At 73.2% G+C, this 23,296-nt stretch carries 22 protein-coding genes; 15 read left to right on the top strand and 7 right to left on the bottom strand.

Going from position 1 to position 23,296, the window contains the following annotated elements:
* Positions 1–52: 52 nt before the first annotated feature.
* Positions 53–1,033: a type I pantothenate kinase gene (coaA, locus tag ASE15_RS08285; protein WP_139107692.1), complete on the bottom strand. Its 981-nt coding sequence runs from the start codon at positions 1,031–1,033 to the stop codon at positions 53–55.
* A gap of 172 nt (positions 1,034–1,205) precedes the next feature.
* Between coaA and glmS the strand changes: the two genes are divergently transcribed.
* Together glmS and ASE15_RS08275 are read left to right on the top strand one after the other, a co-directional pair.
* Positions 1,206–3,071, top strand: a complete 1,866-nt coding sequence (gene glmS / locus ASE15_RS08280; RefSeq protein WP_056653840.1) for a glutamine--fructose-6-phosphate transaminase (isomerizing) — start codon at positions 1,206–1,208, stop codon at positions 3,069–3,071.
* A 124-nt stretch (positions 3,072–3,195) separates the two neighbouring features.
* Positions 3,196–3,546, top strand: coding sequence for a holo-ACP synthase (locus ASE15_RS08275; RefSeq protein ID WP_056653843.1), 351 nt, complete (start codon positions 3,196–3,198; stop codon positions 3,544–3,546).
* 197 nt (positions 3,547–3,743) lie between these two features.
* Here the strand turns inward: ASE15_RS08275 and ASE15_RS08270 are convergent, their stop codons facing one another.
* A complete protein-coding gene (locus ASE15_RS08270) occupies positions 3,744–4,796 on the bottom strand; it encodes an LLM class F420-dependent oxidoreductase (RefSeq protein ID WP_056653846.1) in 1,053 nt (350 codons plus the stop codon).
* Positions 4,797–4,895: 99 nt separating this feature from the next.
* On the opposite strand from ASE15_RS08270, the gene ASE15_RS08265 reads away from it, so the two are divergent.
* From ASE15_RS08265 to ASE15_RS08230, 8 genes are all read left to right on the top strand, one after another.
* Positions 4,896–6,572, top strand: a complete 1,677-nt coding sequence (locus ASE15_RS08265) for a bifunctional ADP-dependent NAD(P)H-hydrate dehydratase/NAD(P)H-hydrate epimerase (RefSeq protein WP_056762571.1) — start codon at positions 4,896–4,898, stop codon at positions 6,570–6,572.
* Between the two features lie 49 nt (positions 6,573–6,621).
* Positions 6,622–7,374: a nucleoside/nucleotide kinase family protein gene (locus tag ASE15_RS08260; protein WP_235534266.1), complete on the top strand. Its 753-nt coding sequence runs from the start codon at positions 6,622–6,624 to the stop codon at positions 7,372–7,374.
* Between the two features lie 94 nt (positions 7,375–7,468).
* Positions 7,469–8,476 carry a pseudouridine synthase gene (locus ASE15_RS08255; protein WP_235534265.1) on the top strand — a complete coding sequence of 336 codons (1,008 nt, stop codon included), beginning with the start codon at positions 7,469–7,471 and terminating at the stop codon, positions 8,474–8,476.
* Between the two features lie 246 nt (positions 8,477–8,722).
* The gene (alr, locus tag ASE15_RS08250) at positions 8,723–10,018 is read left to right on the top strand and encodes an alanine racemase (RefSeq protein WP_056762752.1); all 1,296 of its coding nucleotides are present in this window, start codon (positions 8,723–8,725) and stop codon (positions 10,016–10,018) included.
* Entirely contained in the window at positions 10,015–10,659 is a 645-nt protein-coding gene (tsaE, locus tag ASE15_RS08245; protein WP_082618297.1) for a tRNA (adenosine(37)-N6)-threonylcarbamoyltransferase complex ATPase subunit type 1 TsaE, read from the top strand. The genes alr and tsaE overlap by 4 nt, the downstream gene beginning before the upstream one ends.
* Before the next feature lie 9 nt (positions 10,660–10,668).
* Positions 10,669–11,403: a tRNA (adenosine(37)-N6)-threonylcarbamoyltransferase complex dimerization subunit type 1 TsaB gene (gene tsaB, locus ASE15_RS08240; RefSeq protein WP_056762570.1), complete on the top strand. Its 735-nt coding sequence runs from the start codon at positions 10,669–10,671 to the stop codon at positions 11,401–11,403.
* Positions 11,400–11,954, top strand: a complete 555-nt coding sequence (gene rimI, locus ASE15_RS08235; protein WP_056762567.1) for a ribosomal protein S18-alanine N-acetyltransferase — start codon at positions 11,400–11,402, stop codon at positions 11,952–11,954. Before tsaB ends, rimI begins: the two co-directional genes overlap by 4 nt.
* Positions 11,951–12,808 (top strand): sulfurtransferase, encoded by an 858-nt coding sequence (locus ASE15_RS08230; protein WP_082618296.1) that lies wholly within the window; start codon positions 11,951–11,953, stop codon positions 12,806–12,808. The genes rimI and ASE15_RS08230 overlap by 4 nt, the downstream gene beginning before the upstream one ends.
* A gap of 77 nt (positions 12,809–12,885) precedes the next feature.
* Here ASE15_RS08230 and ASE15_RS08225 read toward each other — a convergent pair whose 3' ends face one another.
* Positions 12,886–13,527: a malonic semialdehyde reductase gene (locus ASE15_RS08225; protein ID WP_056653860.1), complete on the bottom strand. Its 642-nt coding sequence runs from the start codon at positions 13,525–13,527 to the stop codon at positions 12,886–12,888.
* Between the two features lie 117 nt (positions 13,528–13,644).
* Between ASE15_RS08225 and tsaD the strand changes: the two genes are divergently transcribed.
* Positions 13,645–14,715 (top strand): tRNA (adenosine(37)-N6)-threonylcarbamoyltransferase complex transferase subunit TsaD, encoded by a 1,071-nt coding sequence (gene tsaD / locus ASE15_RS08220; RefSeq protein ID WP_056653863.1) that lies wholly within the window; start codon positions 13,645–13,647, stop codon positions 14,713–14,715.
* A gap of 45 nt (positions 14,716–14,760) precedes the next feature.
* On the opposite strand, the gene ASE15_RS08215 is transcribed toward tsaD, so the two are convergent.
* Positions 14,761–15,510: a class I SAM-dependent methyltransferase gene (locus ASE15_RS08215; RefSeq protein WP_056762565.1), complete on the bottom strand. Its 750-nt coding sequence runs from the start codon at positions 15,508–15,510 to the stop codon at positions 14,761–14,763.
* Between the two features lie 120 nt (positions 15,511–15,630).
* Between ASE15_RS08215 and ASE15_RS08210 the strand changes: the two genes are divergently transcribed.
* A complete protein-coding gene (locus ASE15_RS08210; protein WP_056762564.1) occupies positions 15,631–16,866 on the top strand; it encodes a hypothetical protein in 1,236 nt (411 codons plus the stop codon).
* Between the two features lie 43 nt (positions 16,867–16,909).
* Here the strand turns inward: ASE15_RS08210 and ASE15_RS08205 are convergent, their stop codons facing one another.
* The gene (locus ASE15_RS08205) at positions 16,910–18,046 is read right to left on the bottom strand and encodes a glutamate--cysteine ligase (protein ID WP_056653873.1); all 1,137 of its coding nucleotides are present in this window, start codon (positions 18,044–18,046) and stop codon (positions 16,910–16,912) included.
* 3 nt (positions 18,047–18,049) lie between these two features.
* Complete coding sequence (locus tag ASE15_RS08200; protein ID WP_056762563.1) at positions 18,050–19,348, bottom strand: class I SAM-dependent methyltransferase; 1,299 nt, start codon at positions 19,346–19,348, stop codon at positions 18,050–18,052.
* Between the two features lie 207 nt (positions 19,349–19,555).
* Here ASE15_RS08200 and groES point away from each other — a divergent pair, with 207 nt between their 5' ends.
* Positions 19,556–19,852, top strand: a complete 297-nt coding sequence (groES, locus tag ASE15_RS08195; RefSeq protein ID WP_056653879.1) for a co-chaperone GroES — start codon at positions 19,556–19,558, stop codon at positions 19,850–19,852.
* Between the two features lie 182 nt (positions 19,853–20,034).
* Here the strand turns inward: groES and ASE15_RS08190 are convergent, their stop codons facing one another.
* Positions 20,035–20,322: a WhiB family transcriptional regulator gene (locus ASE15_RS08190; protein WP_056653881.1), complete on the bottom strand. Its 288-nt coding sequence runs from the start codon at positions 20,320–20,322 to the stop codon at positions 20,035–20,037.
* 210 nt (positions 20,323–20,532) lie between these two features.
* On the opposite strand from ASE15_RS08190, the gene ASE15_RS08185 reads away from it, so the two are divergent.
* Both ASE15_RS08185 and guaB read left to right on the top strand, forming a co-directional pair.
* On the top strand, positions 20,533–21,639 hold the full coding sequence (locus tag ASE15_RS08185; RefSeq protein ID WP_056653884.1) for a MerR family transcriptional regulator: 1,107 nt from the start codon (positions 20,533–20,535) through the stop codon (positions 21,637–21,639).
* Between the two features lie 94 nt (positions 21,640–21,733).
* Entirely contained in the window at positions 21,734–23,257 is a 1,524-nt protein-coding gene (guaB, locus tag ASE15_RS08180) for an IMP dehydrogenase (RefSeq protein WP_056653888.1), read from the top strand.
* Positions 23,258–23,296 lie beyond the last annotated feature (39 nt).

The following is a 23,296-nucleotide window of genomic DNA, read 5'->3' as shown; positions in this document are numbered from 1 at the left end:
CCACGGCGCCCTCCAAGGCCTCGCAGCGGGGGCCCGGAGGGCCCGGAGCGGCTCAGATCTTGCGCAGGCGCGCCCGCTGGACCGAGTGGTCCGAGCCCTTCGTCAGCACCAGGGTCGCCCGCCCGCGGGTCGGCAGGATGTTCTCCTCGAGGTTCGGCGCGTTGATCGAGTCCCAGATCGACTTGGCCTTCTCGATCGCCTCCTCGTCCGTGAGCGTCGCGTAGCGCTTGAAGTACGACTCGGGACGCGCGAACGCCGTCCGGCGCAGCGAGAGGAACCTGTCCACGTACCACTGGCGGATGTTGCGCGTGCGCGCGTCGACGTAGATCGAGAAGTCGAAGAAGTCGCTCACCGCGACCGTCGACTCGTCGGTCGCGCTGGGCCGTGCAGGCTGCAGGACGTTGAGGCCCTCGACGATCAGGACGTCCGGCTTGCGGACGACCGTCTCGGCCCCCGGGACGATGTCGTAGGTCAGGTGGTCGTAGACCGGGCTGCGGACCTCGGGAGCGCCCGCCTTCACGCGGGACAGGAACCGGATCAGGGCACGGCGGTCGTACGACTCCGGGAAGCCCTTGCGTTCCATGAGGCCGCGGCGCGCGAGCTCGGCGTTCGGGTACAGGAACCCGTCGGTCGTGATGAGCTCGACGCGCGGGGTCTCGGGCCAGCGCGCGAGCATCTCGCGCAGGATGCGTGACGTCGTCGACTTGCCCACGGCGACCGACCCCGCGACACCGATCACGTACGGCGTGCGCGTCGAGTTCTCCCGCAGGAAGGTCGACGTCGCCTCGTGGAGGCCGCTCGTGGCCGTCACGTACAGGTTGAGGAGCCGGGAGATGGGGCGGTAGATCGCGTCGACCTCGGCCAGGTCGATCGGGTCTCCGAGGCCACGGAGCTTGACGACGTCGGCGTCCGTCAGCGGCAGCGGCGTCGACTCGGAGAGCTTGCTCCACGCGGCGCGGTCCAGGTCGACGTACGGCGACGCCGTGGTGCGCTCGGGCAGCAGCCCCGCGCCGGGAGAGGCGCCCGGGTCGATCGCAGGGAGACCCTCGCGCGGAGGGACGGGCAGGTCGGAGGGAGGAACCACTCGGATGATTCTGCCGGACGCACGCGGTGATCGAGAACCGCGAGCCGCCGGACCGCTAACAAAGAACCGCGAGATGTCGCGGTCGAGAGAGCCCGAACCAGTGCCGCTAGACTCCGGAAACATGTGTGGAATCGTGGGTTACGCAGGCCCTCTCGCAACGTCCGGGCGACCCCTGGACGTCGTCCTCGAAGGACTCGGCAGGCTCGAGTACCGCGGCTACGACTCGGCCGGGGTCGCGCTCGTCGCACCCGAGCTGAACCGTGTCGCGACGGCCAAGAAGTCCGGAAAGCTGGTCAAGCTCCTCGACGAGCTCGCCGCCAGACCGCTGCCCGCCGCGTCCGCGGCGATCGGGCACACGCGGTGGGCGACGCACGGCGCGCCCAACGACACCAACGCCCACCCGCACCTCGCGGACGAGGGAAGGCTCGCGGTCATCCACAACGGGATCGTCGAGAACTTCGCGGTCCTCAAGGAGGAGCTGCTGGCCGACGGCGCCACGTTCCTCTCCGAGACCGACACCGAGGTGGCGGCCCAGCTGCTCGCCCGCGCCTACCGCCGCACGGGCGACCTGACCGAGGCCATGGCCTACGTCGCCCGCCAGCTCGAAGGCACGTTCACCCTGCTCGCGGTCCACGCGGACAGCCCCACCACCGTGGTGGGTGCGCGGCACGACTCGCCGCTCGTCGTCGGGCTCGGCGAGGGCGAGAACTTCCTCGGCTCCGACGTCGCGGCCTTCATCGCCTTCACCAAGGACGCGCTCGAGCTCGGCCAGGACCAGATCGTGACCATCACCCCGGACTCGGTCGAGGTCGTCGACTTCCACGGCAACCCGGCCGAGGCCACGCGCTTCACGGTCGACTGGGACGCCGCCGCCGCGGAGAAGGGTGGCTTCGCCTCCTTCATGGACAAGGAGATCCACGACCAGCCGCAGGCCGTGGGCGACACCCTGCTGGGACGCACCGACGCCGAGGGACGCCTGATCCTCGACGACCTGCGCATCGACGAGGCCGTGCTGCGGACCATCGACAAGATCATCGTCATCGCGTGCGGCACCGCGGCCTACTCGGGGCACGTCGCCAAGTACGCGATCGAGCACTGGTGCCGCATCCCGGTCGAGGTCGAGCTCGCGCACGAGTTCCGCTACCGCGACCCGATCGTGAACGAGAAGACGCTCGTCGTGGCCGTCACGCAGTCCGGCGAGACCATGGACACGCTCATGGCGGTCCGGCACGCGCGTGAGCAGGGTGCCAAGGTCATCTCGATCGTCAACACGCACGGGTCGACCATCCCGCGCGAGTCCGACGCGGTCCTCTACACGCACGCCGGCCCGGAGATCGCTGTCGCCTCGACCAAGGCGTTCCTCTCGCAGATCACCGCGGCGTACCTGCTGGGCCTGTACCTGGCGCAGCTGCGCGGCAACAAGTTCCCCGACGAGATCCGCGAGATCCTCGACGACCTGCGCGAGATGCCGCGCAAGATCCAGACCGTGATCGAGCGCGGCGAGTACGTCAGCGCCGTGGCCCGCTCCATGAAGGACGCGACGTCGGTGCTCTTCCTGGGCCGGCACGTCGGGTTCCCAGTCGCGCTCGAGGGCGCGCTCAAGCTCAAGGAGCTCGCCTACATCCACGCCGAGGGCTTCGCCGCCGGTGAGCTCAAGCACGGGCCCATCGCCCTGATCGACGAGGGGCAGCCGGTCTTCGTCGTCGTGCCCTCGCCGCGCGGGCGCGACTCGCTGCACTCGAAGGTCATCTCCAACATCCAGGAGATCCGGGCCCGCGGGGCCCGGACCCTCGTCATCGCCGAGGACGGCGACGACGCGGTGCTGCCGTTCGCGGACGAGATCTTCTGGATCCCGCAGTCGCCCACGCTGCTCTCGCCGCTCCTGGCGGTCGTCCCGCTGCAGATCTTCGCCATGGCGCTGGCCACGGCCAAGGGCCTCGACGTCGACCAGCCGCGCAACCTGGCGAAGTCCGTCACGGTCGAGTAGCCCGTGCGCTGCGCCGGTCCGGACCGAGCACGCAGCACCACCTGCCAGAAGCCCACCGTGCCCCGGCCCGGTGGGCTTCCGGCGTCCTGGGCCCGTGCCGCACGCGACCACTTAGGGTGAACGCATGATCATCGGGGTGGGAATCGACGTCGTGGACGTCGCGCGGTTCATGGACACGCTCGGTCGGACGCCGCGCCTGCGCGAGAAGCTCTTCACCCCCGCCGAGCGCGACCTCCCGGCGGCGTCGCTCGCTGCCCGCTTCGCGGCCAAGGAGGCCATCGCCAAGGCGCTCGGTGCACCCGGCGGCATGAACTGGCAGGACGCCACGGTCCACCGCGTCGTCGGGGGCGCTCCCCAGGTCGAGATCACCGGGACCGTCCAGGCCCGGGCGACCGCGCTCGGGATCACGTCGTTCCACCTGTCGATCTCGCACGACGCCGGGATCGCGTCGGCCATGGTGGTCGCGGAGGGCTGAGGGGTCGTCGCCTCGCCGTACGCTCCGCCCGGGTGAGGCGGGAGGCCGAGGGGGCTCCGTCGTCGAGCAGGTGGTCGCGCGGCCGCGAGCGGCCGCCGAGCACGAGGTTGCGGTCGTTCTCGACGTCAGAACGACCGCAACCTCGTGCTCGGCACCGGCACACTGCCTCCCGCAGGCACCGGGGCGAGCGGAAGCAGTCAGCCCTGCAGCGCCGGCACGACCTCGCGCTCGAACAGCTCGATCCCGCTGCGGTCGTAGGCCGCCTCCGCGAAGTACGTGATGGCGTACGTCATGCCCGCGCCCTCGAGCTTCTGGAGGGTCTCGACGACCTGCTCGGGGGTGCCCACGAGCGGGCCCGAGCGGAAGTCCCGCACGGTCTGCTCCACCTTGGCCGGGACGGTCTTGGCGTAGTGCTCGCCGATCCAGCGCAGGCGGTCCTCGACGTCGGCCTCGGTCTCGCCGATGACCACGTTGTAGTTGGCCGAGCGCGTGATGTCCTCGAACGGGCGCCCGATGCTCTCGCAGTGCCCCCGCAGGACGTCGGACTTGTGCGCGAACCCCTCCAGGGACCCGTCGAAGTTCGTGTACTGGGCGTGCTGCGCGGCGATGCGCAGCGTCTTCTTCTCGCCGCCGCCCGCGATCCACAGCGGGATGCTGGGGGCGCTGCCGCCTCCTGCCCCCACGCCGTCCAGGACCTGGAGCGGCTGCGGGTGGCACAGCGCGCCGTCGACCTGGAAGTACGTGCCGTCGAGCGTCGCGGAGCCCGTGCGCCACATCTGCTCCATGACCTGCACGCCCTCGTCGAGCGCGCCCAGGCGCGCTCCCGCGCCCGGGAAGCCGTAGCCGTAGGCACGCCACTCGTGCTCGTACCAGCCGGCGCCGATACCCATCTCGGTGCGGCCGCCGCTCACGATGTCGACCGTCGCCGCGACCTTGGCGAGGTAGGCGGGGTTGCGGTACGCCATGCACGTGCACATCTGGCCCAGGCGCACGCGCTCGGTCGACGCCGCGAACGCCGCCATGAGGGTCCAGGCCTCGTGCGTGGCCTCGCCCGTGGGCTCGGGCACCGTGTGGAAGTGGTCGTAGACCCACACCGACTCCCACGCGTGCCGCGCGTCAGGGCCGGGCGCGCCGGTCGTCGCGGTGTCCGCGTGCTGAGCGAGCGACCGCATGGTCTCCCACTGTGCCGAGGGGTCGATGCCGACGAGGTCCTGTCGCCAGCCTTGCGGGATGAAGAGTCCGAATCGCATGGTCGCCAATCTAGCCCGGCGGGGAACGGGGGCCGCGCGGGTCTCGCCCGCGCGCAGCCCGGCCCGGCGGGCCGCGCCCGCGCGCGGCATCATGGCCCCATGATCGAAGCGTTCACCGCCGCCCAGGTCCGTGCCGCCGAGGAGCCGCTGCTCGCCCGGGGCGTCCCGCTCATGGAGCGCGCGGCGTTCGCGCTCGCGACGGTCGTCGCAGGCGACCTGCGGCGTACGGCCGCGCATGGGCGGTCCGCGCGAGCGCGGGGTGCGGGGCCCGACGGCGGTGCGCGCCCCGGGCGCGTGACCGGCACGCGCGTGGTGCTCCTCGTGGGTTCGGGCAACAACGGGGGCGATGCCTTGTTCGCGGGGGCGTACCTGTCCCGGCGCGGGGTCGCGGTCGAAGCGGTCTGCACGAGCGGGCACCCTCATGCCGCAGGTCTGACGGCGCTGCGCCGTGCGGGTGGACGGGTCCTCGACCTCACCGTCCCGACCGGGCCCGCGCGGTGGGGGGACGTCGTCGAGGGCATCCTCTCGGCCGAGGTGGTCGTCGACGGGCTGGTCGGGATCGGGGCGTCGGGGGCGCTGCGGGGGCTGGCAGGGGAGCTGGTCGAGGCGCTCGCGGAGGGGACGTCGGTGCGTGCCGCTCGCGCCGTCCACGTCCCCTGGGTCGTCGCGGTCGACACGCCCAGCGGGATCGGGGTCGACGACGGCTCGGTCCCCGGGCCGGTCCTGCGTGCCGACCGGACGGTCACGTTCGGCGCGCCCAAGCCCGGGCTGCTGCTGCCGCCGGCGACGCACCTCGCGGGGCTCGTCACGCCCGTCGACGTGGGCCTCGACGAGCTGGGGACTCCCGCGGTCAGGCGCCTCGAACCCGCCGACGTCGCGCGCCTGTGGCCCGTGCCCGGGGCGAGCGACCAGAAGTACACGCGCGGGGTCCTGGGAGTCGTCGCGGGCACACCGACGTTCCCGGGGGCTGCGGTCCTCGCGGTCACGGCGGCCGTGCGCGCGGGCGCCGGCATGGTGCGCTACCGCGGGCCCGACGACGTCGCGCGCGTCGTCGTCTCGGCTCGCCCCGAGGCGGTGCCCGCCGAGGGCAGGGTCCAGGCGTGGGCGCTCGGGTCAGGGGTCCCGGCCGCGGGGGAGCGGTCCGGGCTGCGCGACGGCGCGAGCGAGCGGGACACGGGCTCCGGACCGGACGCCGGCCAGCACGAGCGCATCCGGTACGCGCTCGCGGTGGCGAGCGGCGAGCTGGCGCAGGACGCCTGGGACGCCTCGGCCGGCCCGCGTCCGGCGTGCGTCGTGGACGCCGGTGCGCTGTCGTTGCTGCCCGCGACCTGCCCGCCGTCGGTCGTGCTGACGCCGCACGCGGGCGAGCTCGCGACGCTCCTGCGCGCGCGCGGCGAGGACGTCGACCGGGACGGCGTCGAGGCCGAGCCGCTGCGCTGGGCGCGCACAGCGCACGACCTCACGGGCGCGACCGTGCTGCTCAAGGGGTCGGCGACCGTGGTGGTCGGGCCCGAGGGCGCGTGGTCCCAGGCCGACGGACCGGCCTGGCTCGCGACCGCGGGCGCCGGAGACGTGCTCACGGGGCTCCTGGGCGCCCTCCTGGCTGCGTACGGCGAGCGCGTGGTCCGAGAGCCCGGGCTGGCGGCAGAGCTCGCTGCCGCGGCTGCTACGGTCCACGGGTTGGCCGCTGTGCGGGCCAACCCGGGCGGACCCGTCGCCGCCATGGACGTGGCCGAGGCGGTCCCGGGGGTGGTGGCCGAGCTGCTCCGAGGGTGACGCACCGCCACGCCGACGGTGACGAGAGACGAGGTCGAAGGTGACGCACGTGCAGGTCGAGAGTGACCCGGCGTGGATCGAGGGCGACGTCGCGACGGCGCTCGCGGACCGCTGCGCAGCTCTCGTCGCGCGCGCCCGGCGCGCAGAGCCCGGCGGACGTGTCCGGGTGCTCGTCGGGATCGTCGGCGCACCCGGAGCGGGGAAGTCGACGCTCGCCGGCGACGTCCTCGCCGCGCTCACGCAGCGCGCCGCACCCGCCGCCAGCGCCGGGCCGACCCTGTCCACGCAGGGCGTCCGAGCGCCCGGGGTGAGCGCCGTCGTCGTGCCCATGGACGGCTTCCACCTCGCCGACGCCGAGCTCGCCCGCCTGGGCCGCCGGGACCGCAAGGGTGCCCCCGACACGTTCGACGCCCACGGGTACGTCGCGCTCCTCGAACGGCTCCGGTCGCCCCGCGACGGCGTCACGGTCTACGCGCCCGCGTTCGACCGCGAGATCGAGGAGCCCGTCGCGGGGTCGATCCCCGTCGGACCCGACGTCGAGCTCGTGCTGACCGAGGGCAACTACCTGCTGCTCGGTGGTGACCAGGACCACGGGCGCTGGACCCCGGTGCGAGCGATCCTCGACGAGACCTGGTTCCTCGAGGTCCCCGAGCACGTCCGCGTCGAGCGCCTCGTGGCCCGGCACGAGCGGCACGGCAAGCCGCCTGCCGCGGCGCGCGCCTGGGCGCTCGGGCCTGACGAGACCAACGCCCGGCTGGTCGCCTCGACGCGGGACCGGGCCGACGTCGTCTGCCACCGCTGAGTGCGGAGTTCTTGCGCGACACGCCCGGTGTGTCGCGCAAGAACTCCGCACTCAGCCGGACGGCCGCCCACGGTGAGCGACTACCGTGGTGGCCGTGCCGACCCCCACGACCCCTCAGGTCCCGCCGCGCCGTCGGCGCATCCCGTTCCAGCCGCTCCCCGTGCGCGACGGCCTCAACGCGACCCGCGTCGTCCTGCCCCCCAACGGTGACGGCAGCGACGGCTCGCCCCGGTGGGACACCGTCCTGGACCACCTCGTCCACCGGTTTCCCGACGACGAGCGGCGTCTGCGGGAGAAGGTCGCCGCGGGAGAGGTCGTCGACCACCTGGGCCGACCGGTCGCGCCCGACACGGCCTTTGCACAGCACGCGCGCGTGTTCCTGTACCGGGACCCGCCCGTGGAGACACGCGTCCCGTTCGAGATCGAGATCCTGTACCGCGACGACGACCTGGTCGTGGTCGACAAGCCGCACTTCCTCGCGAGCATCCCGCGCGGCGCCTTCATCGCGGAGTCCGCGCTCGTCCGGCTGCGCAGGGACCTCGAACTGCCTGAGCTCTCGCCCGCGCACCGGCTCGACCGCGTGACCGCCGGGGTGCTCGTGCTGACCGTCCGGCCCGAGGTCCGCGGGCCGTACCAGACGCTGTTCGCCGAGCGGCGCGTGACCAAGGTGTACGAGGCCGTCGCGGGCGTCGACCCTTCGCTCGACCTGCCGCGCGTCGTGCGCAGCCGCATCCACAAGGAGCGCGGCGTCATGCGCGCGTCCGAGGTGCCGGGCGAGCCGAACTCCGAGAGCCTCGTGGAGCTCGTGGACACCCGCGAGGATCCGTCCGGGACGGGCGACGGAGGCGACGGGTCCCGCGGTTGCCTGGGCCTCTACCGTCTCACCCCGCACACGGGCAAGACCCACCAGCTCCGGCTGCACATGAACTCGCTGGGCCTGCCGATCCTGCACGACAACTTCTACCCGACGTTCTACGACGTGCGCCCTGACGACTTCAGCCGGCCGCTCCAGCTCGTCTCGCGCTCGATCGAGTTCGTCGACCCGCTCAGCGGGAGGCCCCGGCGGTTCGAGACGACGCGGCCCCTGCAGGAGTGGGCGTAGGCCCGATCCTCAGCAGCCGGCCCTGTCGTCCCCGGCGGGCGGGGCCGTCAGCCCGTGGCGTGGGGTGAGGACGACCCCGCCGGGCGGGTCCGTCACCCTCGGCCCGCCCATCGGTCACCGCCGGTGAGAGAATCGGTGACCGTGAGCCCCTTCAGCGATCCCCCGCACGGTTCCACCGGCGACACCACCCCCACGCCGTCGGCCACCGGCCCCGTCCCGCCCGCCGACTACTACCCGGCGCGCGCCGTGATCGACCTGGGCGCGATCCGCTCCAACGTCGAGTCGCTCGCGCGGCACGCCGGCACGGCCCAGGTCATGGCGGTCGTCAAGGCCGACGCGTACGGCCACGGCCTGCTGCCCAGCGCCCGCGCGGCGCTCGCGGGCGGGGCCACGTGGCTCGGCACGGCGCAGATCTCGGAGGCGCTCGCGCTGCGCGCCGCGGGCATCGGCCCCGACCAGGCGCGGGTCCTGACCTGGCTCTACGCGCCGGGCGCGCCGCTGAGGGCGCTCGTCGAGGCCGAGATCGACGTCTCGGTCGCCGCACCGTGGGCCCTCGACGAGGTCGCCGCGGCGGCTCGCGCGGCCGGACGCCCCGCCCGCGTGCACCTGAAGATCGACACGGGGCTCGGGCGCAACGGGATCGTTCCCGAGCAGCTCCCGGTCGTGCTCGACGCCGCGCTGCGTGCCGAGTCCGAGGGCGTGCTGCGCGTCGTCGGGATCTGGTCGCACTTCGCCTTCGCGGACGAGCCCGAGCACCCGACCGTCCTGCACCAGGCCGACGTGTTCGACGCCGCGGTGCGCACGACCGAGGCCGCGGGTGCACAGCTCGAGGTCCGGCACCTCGCGAACTCGGCGGCGACGCTCACCAACCCGCGCGTGCACTACGACCTGGTGCGCCCGGGCCTCGCGGTCTACGGCCTCTCGCCGGTCCCGACCCTCGGCACGCCCGACGACTACGGGCTGGTCCCGGCCATGACGCTCGAGGCACGGCTCGCGACCGTCAAGCAGGTCGCGGGAGGCCAGGGCGTCTCCTACGCGCACGCCTACACGACGCCCCGGGCGACGAACCTCGGCGTGGTCCCGCTCGGCTACGCCGACGGCATCCCGCGGCACGCCTCGGGCGCCCTGCCCGAGCGGCCCGGTGGCCCCGTGCTGGTGGGTGGGCCGATCGACGAGGCCGGCGGCGTGGACGGCACGGGACGCGTCCTGCACGTGGCCGGCCGCGTCTGCATGGACCAGTTCGTGCTGGACCTGGGCCCCTACGCGTCCGAGCAGGCGGGCGACGTCGTGACGCTGTTCGGGCCCGGCGCGGGCCTGGCCCGCGGGGGAGCCCCGACCGCCGAGGACTGGGCGCTGGCCGCCGGGACCATCAGCTACGAGATCACGACGCGCCTGGGTGCGCGGGTTCCGCGCGTGTACGTCGACGGCGCGGACGAGGGCCCGACGACGGCGCTCGCCTCGGGCGCGTCGGCGACACCGGCGGAGCCCGCCCCCACCGCCTCGCACACCCCCCTTCACCACGACCAGGAGTGGCTGTCATGACCGACCTGACCATCGACCTGCCCGACGCCGACGCGACGCGCGCGTTCGGGCTCGCGCTGGCCCGTGAGCTGCGCGCGGGCGACCTCGTGATGCTCACGGGCGACCTGGGCGCGGGCAAGACGACCCTGACCCAGGGGATCGGCACGGGCCTGGGGGTCCGGGGGCAGGTGGCGTCGCCCACGTTCATCATCGCGCGCGTCCACCCGCCGCTCGCGGACGGGCCGTACCTGGTCCACGTCGACGCCTACCGGCTCGGCTCGCTCGACGAGGTCGAGGCGCTGGACCTCGACGCGAGCCTCGACGAGTCGGTCACGGTCGTCGAGTGGGGCCAGGACCTCGTGGAGTCCCTCGCCGAGGACCGCCTGGAGATCACGATCGAGCGCCCGCGCGGCGGGCTGGGCGTGTCCGTCGCGGGGGGCGAGCCCGACGACGGGCTCGACGCGCCCGAGGCCGGTGTCCGGCACGTGACGGTGCGGGCCGTGGGGGACCGGTGGGCCGACTTCGAGCGGGCCGCGGCCGCGTTGCGCGCGGCCGTCGTCGAGGCAGTCGAGGCGTCGGGGGATCCGGACACCCCGTTGGGCACGAGCACGGGCCGACCGGACGCGCAGGCGCTGGCCGCCGACCCGTCCGCGGAAAAGTAGGCTGGGACCGTGGCAGTCCTCGCGCTCGATACGTCAGCCGCCGTCGCGGTCGCCCTCGTCGGGGAAGGCGGTGAACGGCTCGCCGTGCGCTCTGCGGACGAGAGACGTCGGCACGCCGAGACCCTGGCCCCCCTCGTCAGCGAGGTGCTCGCCGAGGCCGGCGTGGACCGGACCGCGCTGACCGCGGTCGTCGCGGGCACCGGTCCGGCTCCGTTCACGGGCCTGCGCGTCGGGCTCGTCACGGCCCGCACGCTCGCGCTCTCGCTCGGGATCCCGGCCCTCGGGGTCTCGGGGCTCGACGCGATCGCGGCGCAGGCCGTGAGCGACCTGGGCCTGACGCCGGGCGACGAGGTCCTCGCGACCGCCGACGCCCGCCGTCGGGAGGTCTACTGGGCGCGCTACCGCGTCGTGGCGCACGAGGGTCCGCACGCGACCCCGGTCGTCGAGCTCGTCGCCGGGCCCGACGTCGGTCCGGCCGCGGGGCTGGCCGACCAGGCCGCGGGCGCCGTCGTCGTGGGCGAAGGGGCCGCGCTGTACCCGGAGCACCTGCCGCTCGCCGAGGACGCGCCCCTCGTACCCGACGCGACGGTCCTCGCGCGGCTCGCGATCGCCCGCCGCGACGCGGGCGTCGAGCAGCCCACCGAGCCGCTGTACCTGCGCCGTCCCGACGTCCAGGAGCCGGCCGCGCGCAAGCGGGCGAGCGACGCACCGCCCGCGGCGACCCCGACGGGGGCCGGGGCGTGAGCGCGCACTACGAGGTCAAGCTCCGGCCGCTGCGGGCTGCGGACCTCCCGCGCGTCGTGCGCCTCGAGCAGGAGCTGTTCGGGTCGAGCGCCTGGACCTACGGCATGCTCGCCGAGGAGCTCGGGGCGCTGGGCCGGTGGTACGTCGCGGCCGAGCCCGTCCGCCTCTACGCCGCGGGCCCCCAGGAGCTCGTCGGCTACGCGGGGCTGTGGTTCGACGGCGACGTCACGCAGATCATGACGATCGGCGTGGACCCGCAGTACCAGCACCTCGGCATCGGGTCGGTGCTGCTGACCGCGCTGATCGACCGTTCGCGCCAGGTCGGCGCGAGCGCGGTGCTGCTCGAGGTCCGCGTCGACAACGACGCCGCGCTGGCCATGTACGGCAAGTTCGGGTTCGAGCAGCTCGGCATCCGCAAGCGGTACTACCAGCCCGAGGACGTCGACGCGTACACCATGCGCCTCGAGCTGACCGACGACTCGGCGACGGACGACGCGCCCGCAGCCGAGATCCGTGACGCAGCGGTACCCGACGAGCCGGGCGTCGCGTGAGCGCACGCGACGCGGTGCTCGTCCCGGCGCGGGCGCTGCACGACGAGGTGGCGGCGGGCACGGGCGACCTGGTCCTGCTCGACGTCCGCTGGGCGCTCGGTGTCACCGACGGCCACGGCCAGTACCTCGCAGGGCACCTGCCCGGCGCGGTGTTCGTGGATCTCGAGACCGAGCTGGCCGCTCCACCGTCGCCCGCGCGGGGGCGGCACCCGCTCCCGGACCTCGCCGACCTCGAGGCGGCAGCGCGTCGCTGGGGCGTGCGCGCGGGCTCCCGGGTCGTCGCGTACGACGCGGTGGGCGCCACGTCGGCCGCCCGCGTCTGGTGGCTCCTGCGGTGGGCGGGTCTCGCCGACGTCCGCCTCCTCGACGGCGGCCTCGGTGCGTGGACCGGCGCGGGCTTCGCGCTCGAGCAGGGCGAGGTCGTCCCCGTCCCGGGGGACGTCGTCCTGTCGGAGGGCGAGCTCCCCACGCTCACGCCCGACGACGCAGCGCACCTGGCGTCGTCGGGCGCGGGACTGCTCCTGGACGCCCGCGCGGGCGAGCGCTTCCGGGGCGAGGTCGAGCCCGTGGACCCGCGTGCGGGGCACGTGCCGGGAGCCGTGAGCGCCCCGACCGTCCAGAACCTGGGGCCCGACGGCCGGTTCCTCGGCGAGGACGCGCTGCGCGAGCGCTTCGAGGCGCTCGGGGTGCGCGCCGACGGTGAGCAGCACGTCGGTGTCTACTGCGGGTCCGGGGTCACGGCCGCGCACGAGGTCGCGGCCCTCGCCACGCTGGGGGTCGACGCCGCGCTCTACGCGGGCTCGTGGTCCCAGTGGTCCAACGACGAGACCCGCCCGGTGGCCACGGGGGCCTGACCGGACGGGTCTCGGGTCGTGCTCGGCACCGCGACGCGCGGGGCGTCGGAGCACGGGTCACGCGGTGCCGCGGTACCTCAGAGGGTCTGCGACGCCTGCTCGAACGTGAGGCGCGTCTGGCGCGGGTAGGTCGCGCCCTCGCCGGCCGGGGTGCCGACGTTGATGACGACGAGCGACTTCCAGCCGTTCTCGCCGAAGAACTCGGCGTCGATGCCGGCCGCGTCGAACCCGCCCATGGGACCGACGTGCAGACCGGCAGCGCGCAGGCCCACGATGAAGTAGCCGACCTGGATCAGCGCGGACGTGCGCGACATCCCGGCGCGCGTCTCCTCACCGGCGGCCTCGAAGTTCTCCTTGGCGCCCTCCATGTGCGGGGCGAGGACCGGGAGGAACTCGTGGAAGTTCGTGTCGGCCGCTGCGACGATCGTGAGCGGCGCGGCGAGGGTCTTGGCCTTGTTGCCGTCCGCCATGTGCTCGACCAGGCGCGCACGGGCCTCGGGGTCACGAACCACGAGGAGGCGCAGCGGCACGGTGTTCATGGCGGTCGGTCCCCAGCGGACCAGGTCGTAGGCGGCCTGGATCTTCTCGTCCGGCACGGCCTCGTCCTCGAACGCGTGGACGGTGCGGGCCTCGCGGAACAGCAGGTCGGCGGTCGAGGCGTCGATCTCGAGCAGGTCGTCGAAAGCGGCGTCGATGGGGGTGAAGGTCTCTGTGCTCATGCCTCGGTCAACAGTTGAAGGATCAATCACTCTTCCCGATCCGGGCCGTGACGTGCGACACAGCGCAGGGGGCTCCCGTCGCACGACGACCCCTGCGGCACGACTACGCTGGGAACCATGGTTTCTGGCGGTACCTCTGACAGCCTCGGCGCCCCCCTCGTCCTCGGCATCGAGTCCTCCTGCGACGAGACGGGGGTCGCGCTCGTGCGCGGCCGCGAGCTCCTCGTGGACGCGGTCGCGAGCTCGATGGACGAGCACGCCCGCTACGGCGGCATCATCCCCGAGGTCGCCTCGCGCGCCCACCTCGAGGCGATGATCCCCACGATCCAGCGCGCGCTGGGCGAGGCGGACGTCGACCTCTCGCAGATCGACGCGATCGCCGTCACGGCGGGTCCCGGGCTCGTGGGCCCGCTCACGATCGGCGCCTCGGCCGCCAAGGCGCTGTCGATCGGCCTGAACAAGCCCCTGTACGGCGTGAACCACGTGATCGGGCATGCCGCGGTCGACGAGCTGGTCCACGGTGAGTTCCCCGAGCGCGTCATGGCGCTCGTGGTCTCGGGCGGGCACTCGTCGCTGCTGCTCGTGGACGACATCGCGACCGACGTGACCGAGCTCGGCTCGACGCTCGACGACGCCGCGGGCGAGGCCTTCGACAAGGTCGGTCGCCTCCTGGGCCTGCCCTACCCCGGCGGGCCCCACGTCGACCGCCTCGCGCGCGAGGGCGACCCGACCGCGATCCGCTTCCCGCGCGGGCTCACCGCGCGCAAGGACCAGGAGAAGCACGCGTACGACTTCTCGTTCTCGGGCCTCAAGACCGCGGTCGCCCGCTGGGTCGAGGCACGCGTCGACAGCGGGCTCGAGGTGCCCCTGAACGACGTCGCGGCCTCGTTCGCCGAGGCCGTCGCGGACGTGCTCACGGCCAAGACCATCGCGGCCTGCCAGCGGCACGGCGTCGAGACGCTCGTGGTCGGGGGCGGGTTCAGCGCCAACTCGCAGCTGCGCGACATGGCCGCGAAGCGCTGCGCCGAGGCGGGGATCGACCTGCGCATCCCGCCCATCCGCTACTGCACCGACAACGGCGCCATGATCGCCGCGCTCGGCTCGGCCGTGGTGCGGGCGGGCGTCGCGCCGTCGGGGCTCGACATCCCTGTCGACTCCTCCATGCCCCTGACGACCGTCACGGTCTGATCTGCCCCGACGACCGTCACGGTCTGAACCGCGCGCGACGCCGCGTCAGCGCGCGGCGCGCAGCACGAACGTGACGTCGCTCGCGTCGTGCGCGGCCGGGCGGCCCTCGTCGTCCTGGACGTCGACGACCTCGAGACCGGCTGCCCGGGCCAGCTCCCGGAAGCCGTCGCGGGTGTACCAGTGGATGGTCCACACGCGCTCGTCGACCGTGCTCAGCCCGTCCAGGACCCGCTCGTAGCGCAGCGTGCTGCGCTGGACCCGGGTCTCCTCGTCGCGCTCCTCGGAGATGACCCCGACGCGCAGGACCGCGCCGTCGTCGCGCGTCGTCCCGCGCGCCAGGCCGAGCTGCTCGGTCGGTGTCGGCGACGGGACGAAGAGCGGGACGATCGCGGTGCCGTCGAGGGTCAGGTGGGTCCGGATGCGGCGCAGCGCGGCGAGGGCGGTGTCGTCGTCCGGCAGCAGGTTGAACGTGGGGCCCGCGAGGAAGATCGAGCGGAAGCTCCGGTCGAGGTCGAGCTGCTCCATGCGCTGGTGGTGCACCACGACGTCGATCCCTTCCCGGGCCGCGAGCTCGCGGCACCGCGCGAGCATGTCGGCCGACGAGTCGACGCCCTCGACGTCGAGGTCGAGCGCGCGCAGCGCGAGGAGCGGGTCCCCGTCCCCGCACCCGAGCTCGAGGGCCGGCTCGCCCGAGTCCAGGACGAAGCGCGCGTAGCGCTCGGGGTCCTCATGACCCGACTTCAGGGGCGAGTAGAGCTCGACGACGAGTCCGGTGTAGAAGTCCGCGGGATCCATGCGCCCATGCTCTCAGCCACCGCCACCCAATTGTTCGGACCCTCGGGCGGGGCGCGCGGGTGGACTTGATACCGTGCCACCTGGCCGACGCGACCGCCGCGGGGGCAGTACGGAGGGCTCATGGACCCCGCCCGACCCGGCCCGGCAGGACCGGCGTACCCGGGCCCGCCGTCGGGGTCGGTGCCCGCGACGCCCGGCAGCGCCGCCGCTGCGTGGCAGAGCGCGCAGGCGTGGCACGCGTACGCACGCACCCAGGCCGGGCCGGCCCAGCAGCACGCCCTGGCAGCGTCGGCGCACTGGTTCGCGGTGCACCGCACGCTCGCCGCCCAGGAGTCCGCGCGAGCCGGCTGGGCAGCGCACCCGACGCCCCCTGCGGTGGCACCGACCGGGCTGGCACCTGCACCGGGGCCGTCGTCGGCCGCCGGCCCGGCCTGGGGCACAGCCGGTCACCACGGGCCCCCGGCCCCTGCTGCACCCCCGGGATACCCTGCCCCCGGCGCGCCGCAGCCCCCGCGCCGCCGAGGGCCCGCGCTCGTCGGAACCTTCGTCGCGATCGTCGGTGTCCTGGTGCTGATCGGCATGGTCCTCGGCGTGGTGCGGTCCGCGCAGCAGGGCCTCGCCGAGGTGTTCGACAACCCCGCGCCGACCGTCCCGGCGATCGACGGCTGGGTCGCGCCCGAGCCGGTCCCGGAGCCCGCCACGGACCAGGTCCCCGCGACGGGCGACGTCGACCCGGCTCCGGGCGACCTCACCGCGGACGGGACGGACCTCCCACCCGGCGCGGGCATGGAGGAACGATGGAAGCAGGGCGAGTACGCGCTGCCCGTGCCGGACGACCTGCTCACGGCTTCCCCCGGTACCCCCTTCGCGCCCGGTCAGCCCGACCCGACGCGATGGCTCGTCGACCTCAACGCGGCCAACGAGGGCCTGCGTGTGGTGTTCACCGACGACAGCACGTACAACTGCGGCATGGACTGGATCGTCGAGCGCGACATGCGCGAGTCGGGCGTCGCGGGGTGCTACGACCCCGACTACCCGACGACCCTGTTCATGTACTGGGGACCCGAGGCGAGCGCCGCGGCGAAGGAGTTCGTGCTCGCGCACGAGCTCTCGCACCTCATGCAGTGGTGGCACCGGTTCGACGTCGTCCAGTCCGCGGGCGACGCAGGACTGCGGGACGACGAGGACTGGAAGACGGTCGTCGAGTCGGACGCGACCTGCCGCGTCCTGTCCTGGGGCGGCTACTCGCAGGAGGTCGCGGACAGCTCGTCGTCGCCGTGCACGGCCCCCGACTGGTCCGAGGACTGGCTCGCCGAGCAGGCTGCGGCACGCGGGGTCACGATCACGGACTACTGACCGGGCGCACCCGAGGTGCGCTCCGGCGTCGGGCACGTCGCGGCTACAGCGGGCGACCCGCCCGCATCTCCGCGACGAGCGCGCGCACCACGGCGTCCAGCTCGCCGCCGTTGCGCCGCGCCACCGCACGCTGCCGCTGGTACGACGCGCCACGGCGCAGGATCACGCGGACGTCGTCGAGCTCCTGGAGACAGCCGAGCCGGGCCGCGACGGGCTCGAGCTCGACGAGCAGCTTGGCCACGGCCTCGGTCACGAGCTCCTCGTTGCCCGCCCGGTCGAGGATGATGATGGCGTCCATCCCGTACCGGGCCGAGCGCCACTTGTTCTCCTGGGCGAACCAGGCCGGGATGGTCGGGAGCTCCTTGCCCTGGTCGAGCAGCGTCGAGAGGTGCTCGACCAGGCAGTGGTTGAGCGCCGCGAGCGCGAGGACCTCGGTGAGGTTGGTCGCGCCGTCGCAGATGCGGGTCTCGAGCGTCCCGAACCGCGGCGACGGGCGCAGGTCCCAGCGGACCTCGTCGAACTGGTCGATCACGCCCGTGTGGATCATGTCCCCGACGTAGCCCTCGAGCTGCTCCCAGGTCTCGAACTGGAAGCCCAGGCCGGCCGTCGGCAGCTGCTGGAACATGAGCGCGCGGTTCGATGCGTAGCCCGTGTCCTTGCCGCCCCAGAACGGCGACGAGGCCGAGAGCGACTGCAGGTGCGCGAAGTACCCGAGCATGGCTCGCGAGATGGGCAGCACCTTGCTGCGGTCCTCGATCCCGACGTGCACGTGCACGCCGTAGATGAGCATCTGGCGGCCCCACCACTGGGTGCGGTCGATGAGGGTCGCGTAGCGCTGCTTGTCGGTGACCTTCTGCTGGGCCCAGCGCGCGAACGGGTGCGTGCCCGCGCTCATGAGCTCGACGCGCAGCGGGTCGGTCAGGACGCGGATCTCCTCGATCGCGGCCTCGAGGTCGCGGCCGGCGTCGCCGACCGTGCGGCACACGCCGCTCACGACCTCGACCGTGTTGAGCAGCAGCTCCTGGCGGATGTGCGGGTGCTGCGAGCCGTCGGTGGGCTCGACGGCGTCGAGCACGGTCTGGGCGACCTGGCGCAGGTCGCCCGAGTCCTTGTCGACGAGCGCGAGCTCCCACTCGATGCCGACGGACGAACGCTCGGACCGGGCGAAGGGAAGGTGCACCGATCAGCCCCTTTCAGGAGGCGTGGGGGAGTCGAGGATGTTCGTGCCGTCGGGCCGGATCAACGGTTCGACGACCAGGACCTGCTGCGAGCCGGCGATCCGGGTGAGGACGACGGTCGCCTCCGCGGTGCCGCGGAGGTCGAGCTGCTTGCGGAGCTGTTCGGGCACGACGGCCGTGCCCCGCTTCTTGATGGTCAGGCGTCCCACGCCACGCTCGCGCAGGTAGGCCTTGAGCTTCTTGAGGCTGAAGGGCATGACGTCCAGGACGCGGTACCCGGTCGCGAGATCAGCACTGTCGGCGCTGCCGACCGCCGCGCGCGGAGCGGGGGAGTCCGTGGTCACGTAGGCGATGGTCCGGTCGAGCAGGCGCCCGCCCAGCTCCGCTGCGGCCTGGGCGACGAGCCCGGCGCGGATGATCGCGCCGTCGGGCTCGTACAGGTAGTGCCCGACGGCGCCCACGTCGGGGACGAGCTCGTCGTCACCCTGGGAGTGGCGCAGGGTGCGCGACGTGGTGCGGCGCGTGCCGTCGTCGTCCGTGACGGTCCGCAGGACCAGCGCGGTGCGCCCGGGCCCCTCGGGGGCGAGCGGGCCGAACCACAGCGCGGCCTCGACCACGTCGCCGTCGACCGAGACCCACTGCGTCTCGGCGTCGGTCGGCAGGCCCGCGTGCGGGATGCCGGGGCCGACCTTGATGCCGACCGCGGGCACGACCGAGCGCAGGGCCCAGACGTCGTCGAGCGGGGGAGCGTACGAGCGCGGGTCGAAGATCCGGGTGCCCGAGCGGGTGCGGCGCGCGGGGTCGGCGAACACACCGTCGACGCCTTCGGTGGCCAGGTCGATGCTCAGGCCGTCCGCGTGACGGACCTCCGCCTCGGGGAAGTGGCGCAGGTTGACCGTGGCGATCGACGCCGTGACCTCGTCGATGTCCGTCGCGAGCACGCGCAGACCGGTCCCGGCGAACGTCATGGAGTCCGCACCGATGCCGCACGTCAGGTCGGCGACCTTGGTCACCCCGGCCGCGTGGTACCGCTGCGCGTGGCGCGCGGCGACCACGAGCCGCGTGGCCTGCTCGAGGCCGTCCTGGGTGAAGAGCATGCCGTCGGCGAACGTGTCGAACTTCAGGTGCGCCTTGGCGCGCAGGCGCGACTGGGTGAGAGCCGCCGCGGCGAGCTCCGGGTCGACCCCCTTGGCCCGCAGGCCGGTCGCGAGCACCATGGCCTGCCGCTCGTCGTACGGGGGGAGCGCGTTGAGGAGCGCCCACCCCGTGGGGCTGAGCAGCTTGGTCAGTGCCGACGCGTCCATGCGTCGATCTTTCCACGCCCGGCACGCGTTGGCACTCGCCTTGACCGAGTGCTAATGCGGACCTAGATTGTGCGTAGGACGTTCAGGCCCTCGGGCGTGGACGAACACCAGAGCGACACCCGCCGGTCCGGCACCCGCGACGACGGACGGCAGGCAGCGCTCGACACTCATCCGTTGCAGTTCTCATAGCGAAAGGGGAGGTCCGACGTGTCGGTCCCCATCAAGCCGCTCGAGGACCGGATCGTCGTGAAGGCCCTCGAGGCCGAGACCACGACCGCATCCGGCCTGGTCATTCCGGACACCGCCAAGGAGAAGCCCCAGGAGGGCGAGGTCCTGGCCGTTGGTCCGGGTCGTATCGACGACAACGGCAACCGCGTCCCCCTGGACGTCGTCGTCGGCGACAAGGTCATCTACAGCAAGTACGGCGGCACCGAGGTCAAGTACGGGGGCCAGGAGTACCTGGTGCTCTCCGCGCGCGACATCCTCGCCGTGGTCGTCGCCTGATCATCGGCTGACGGCTGGCAGCTGCCAGCACGAAGGGCCCCGCAACCTCGGTTGCGGGGCCCTTCGTCATGTCAGGGGTCTGCTGGGTCCTCGGAGTGGTGCAGGTCGTGGTGAAGCTGGTCGTGGTGCGGGCCGACGGGGGCGTGGCGACGCGCAGGTCGCGCCCGGGGCCAGGCGGCAGGTCAGGCGGTCTTCGAGACCCCGGCCAGGATCGCGGAGCGCTCGTCCTCGCTGAGGCCGCCCCACACGCCGTACGGCTCGCGGACCTTGAGCGACTGCTCGCGGCACTGCATCAGCACGGGGCACGAGGCGCAGATGGCCTTGGCTGCTTCCGCGCGGCGTCGTCGGGTGGAGCCTCGCTCGCCCTCCGGGTGGAAGAAGAGGGTGTCGTCCGCGTCGCGGCACGAGCCCTGGTACTGCCATTCCCACAGTTCCATCACCGGTCCGGGGAGCCTCGAGATCTCTGTCATGTCGAACAACCTACAAGCGTTGCAGAAGTTGTTCAAGTAGCAGGGGTGGATGAGTTTCTGACCGGCTTTGCCTCTGTGTGCACCGATTCACGGTGAACCTGGCGCGAACTACGGCGTTGTCCACTGTGTGACAGGACACACCGGGCTCGCGGACCGAGACACGCCGCGCCCGAAGTGGCGAGGGGGTGAGCCGGTCGGCAGAATCGGTGCATGACTTCACTCCGGTCCGCCCCGACCTCCGGCGGGCCCCGACGGAAGGTGACCGAGGTTCCTGCACTCGCTGTCGCAGCCGTCGCCAAGAGGCTGGGCGTCGCCCCCGCCACCCTGCGTACCTGGGACCGTCGCTACGGTCTGGGTCCCTCCGAGCACACTGCCGGTTCGCACCGGAGATACACCGCCGACGACGTCGCGCGCCTCGTCATCATGCGTCGCCTCACGCTCGAGGGGGTCGCGCCCGTCGACGCCGCGCGCGCAGCGCTCGACGCCGACGAGGCAGAGCTCGCGCTCGAGAGCAGCCCGGTCGAGCAGCCCACCGCCGCCGACGACGACTCCGCCGAGGCCGGGACCGAGGGCGAACCGTCGGGCGAGACGCCCGGTGGGGGCCTGCGCCTCCTGCGCGCGGTCCCTCGCGGTGCGGACGACGAACCGGTGCGCGTCGGCGCGATCCGCGCCGCGGGCGTGTCCGACGTGGTCGACGCCGCGATCTCGTTCGACCAGAAGCGGTGCGACAGGCTCCTGCGCATCGCACCCGGCACCGATCCCGGTCAGTGGTGGTCGAGCCTCGTGGAGCCGGCCCTCCATCGCATCGCCGAGCGCACGTTCCTCGCCTCCCCGGGAGAGATGCCGGAGGTCGTCTTCAGCAACGCGACCCTGGCCGCGCTGCGCGAGTACACCCAGCAGTCCGAGGCCGCCCTCGTCGCGGGCGGCGGACCTCCGCCCAACCACCCGAGCAGGATGCGGCGCATCGTCCTCATCTTCGCGGCGCCGGGGGAGCAGGTGCCGCTCGCGGCCCACGCGCTCGCCGCTGCCCTGGGGGCCCAGGGAGCGATGGCCCGCATCGTGACCGGGTCGGCCACCATGCACCGCTCGCTCGAGCTCGTCGCCATGGTGCGTCCTGCGGCGGTCGCGGTCGTGACGACCCAGCCCCGGCCGGACCTCGACGTCGTGCGGACGGTGCACGAGGCGAACCCCGACCTGCCCATCTTCGTCGGGCTCCAGAACGACGAGGCGGCGACGGATCTGCCCCTCGCCGCGACCGTCCAACGGGTGCGCAGCTTCACGGGGCTCCTCCACGAGGCGCTCGCCGTCGTCCGGTGACGCGTGGCACGTGCGCACCGGAGGCAGGCCTCCCGGCCGTCCGGTGGCGGGACGGCCGGGAATATGTCAGAGGCCCTCGGCGTAGAATCTTGATGTGACCGACTCTCTCGCAGCCCCCGCACACGACCCCTTCGGATTCACCGGACTGACGTACGACGACGTCCTCCTGCTCCCGAACGAGACGGACGTCATCCCGAGCGAGGTCGATACGACCGCGCGGCTGACGCGCGAGATCTCCATGTCCTCGCCGCTGCTCTCGGCCGCGATGGACACGGTCACCGAGTCGCGCATGGCGATCGCGATGGCACGCCAGGGCGGGATCGGGATCATCCACCGCAACCTGTCGATCGAGGCGCAGGCCAAGGAGGTCGACCTCGTCAAGCGGTCGGAGTCCGGCATGATCACCGACCCGGTCACGGTCGGCCCGGAGGCCACGCTCTCCGAGCTCGACGCCCTGTGCGGTCAGTACCGCGTCTCGGGGCTGCCCGTGGTCGACGAGACCGGCAAGCTCCTGGGCATCATCACGAACAGGGACCTGCGCTTCGTCAACCCCGCGGACTTCGCGGAGCGTCGCGTCTTCGAGATCATGACGCCCATGCCCCTCGTGACGGCCCCGATCGGCATCGCGCGCGACGACGCCGCAGCGCTGCTGGCCAAGCACAAGATCGAGAAGCTCCCCCTCATCGACGCAGAGGGCCGCCTGGGCGGGCTCATCACGGTCAAGGACTTCGTCAAGACCGAGCAGTACCCGGGCGCGACCAAGGACGACGAGGGTCGTCTGCGCGTCGGTGCCGCGATCGGCTTCTTCGGTGACGCCTGGACGCGCGCGACGGCGCTCGCCGAGGCCGGCGTCGACGTCCTCGTCGCGGACACGGCCAACGGGCACGCCCGCCTCCTGCTCGACATGATCCGCAAGCTCAAGGCGGACCCGGCGTTCAAGGACGTCCAGATCATCGGCGGCAACGTCGCGACGCGCGCAGGCGCGCAGGCGCTCGTCGACGCGGGCGCGGACGGCGTGAAGGTCGGCGTCGGGCCGGGCTCGATCTGCACGACCCGCGTCGTCGCGGGCGTCGGCGTCCCGCAGGTCACCGCGATCTACGAGGCCTCGCTCGCGTGCCGCCCGGCCGGCGTCCCGGTCATCGGGGACGGCGGCCTGCAGTACTCGGGCGACATCGCCAAGGCGCTCGTCGCCGGAGCCGACACGGTCATGCTGGGCTCGCTCCTCGCGGGCTGTGACGAGAGCCCCGGCGACCTCGTGTTCGTCAACGGCAAGCAGTACAAGCTCTACCGCGGCATGGGCTCGATCGGCGCCATGGCCTCGCGTGGCAAGAAGGTGTCCTACTCCAAGGACCGCTACTTCCAGGCGGACGTCGCGAGCGACGACAAGATCGTGCCCGAGGGCATCGAGGGCCAGGTGCCCTACCGCGGCCCGCTCGGTGCGGTCGCCCACCAGCTGGTCGGTGGCCTGCACCAGTCGATGTTCTACGTCGGCGCGCACACCATCCCCCAGCTCCAGGAGCGCGGCAAGTTCGTGCGCATCACGCCGGCCGGGCTCAAGGAGTCGCACCCGCACGACATCCAGATGACGGTCGAGGCGCCCAACTACACGGGACGCTGACCCGCTCCTCCCTGACGTCAGAACGGGCGTGACCCCTGG

The sequence above is a fragment of the Oerskovia sp. Root22 genome (assembly GCF_001429135.1).
GTDB lineage: Bacteria > Actinomycetota > Actinomycetes > Actinomycetales > Cellulomonadaceae > Oerskovia > Oerskovia enterophila.
Note: the sequence above shows the minus strand (reverse complement) of the source record. Positions and strands in the feature narration are given on the sequence as shown.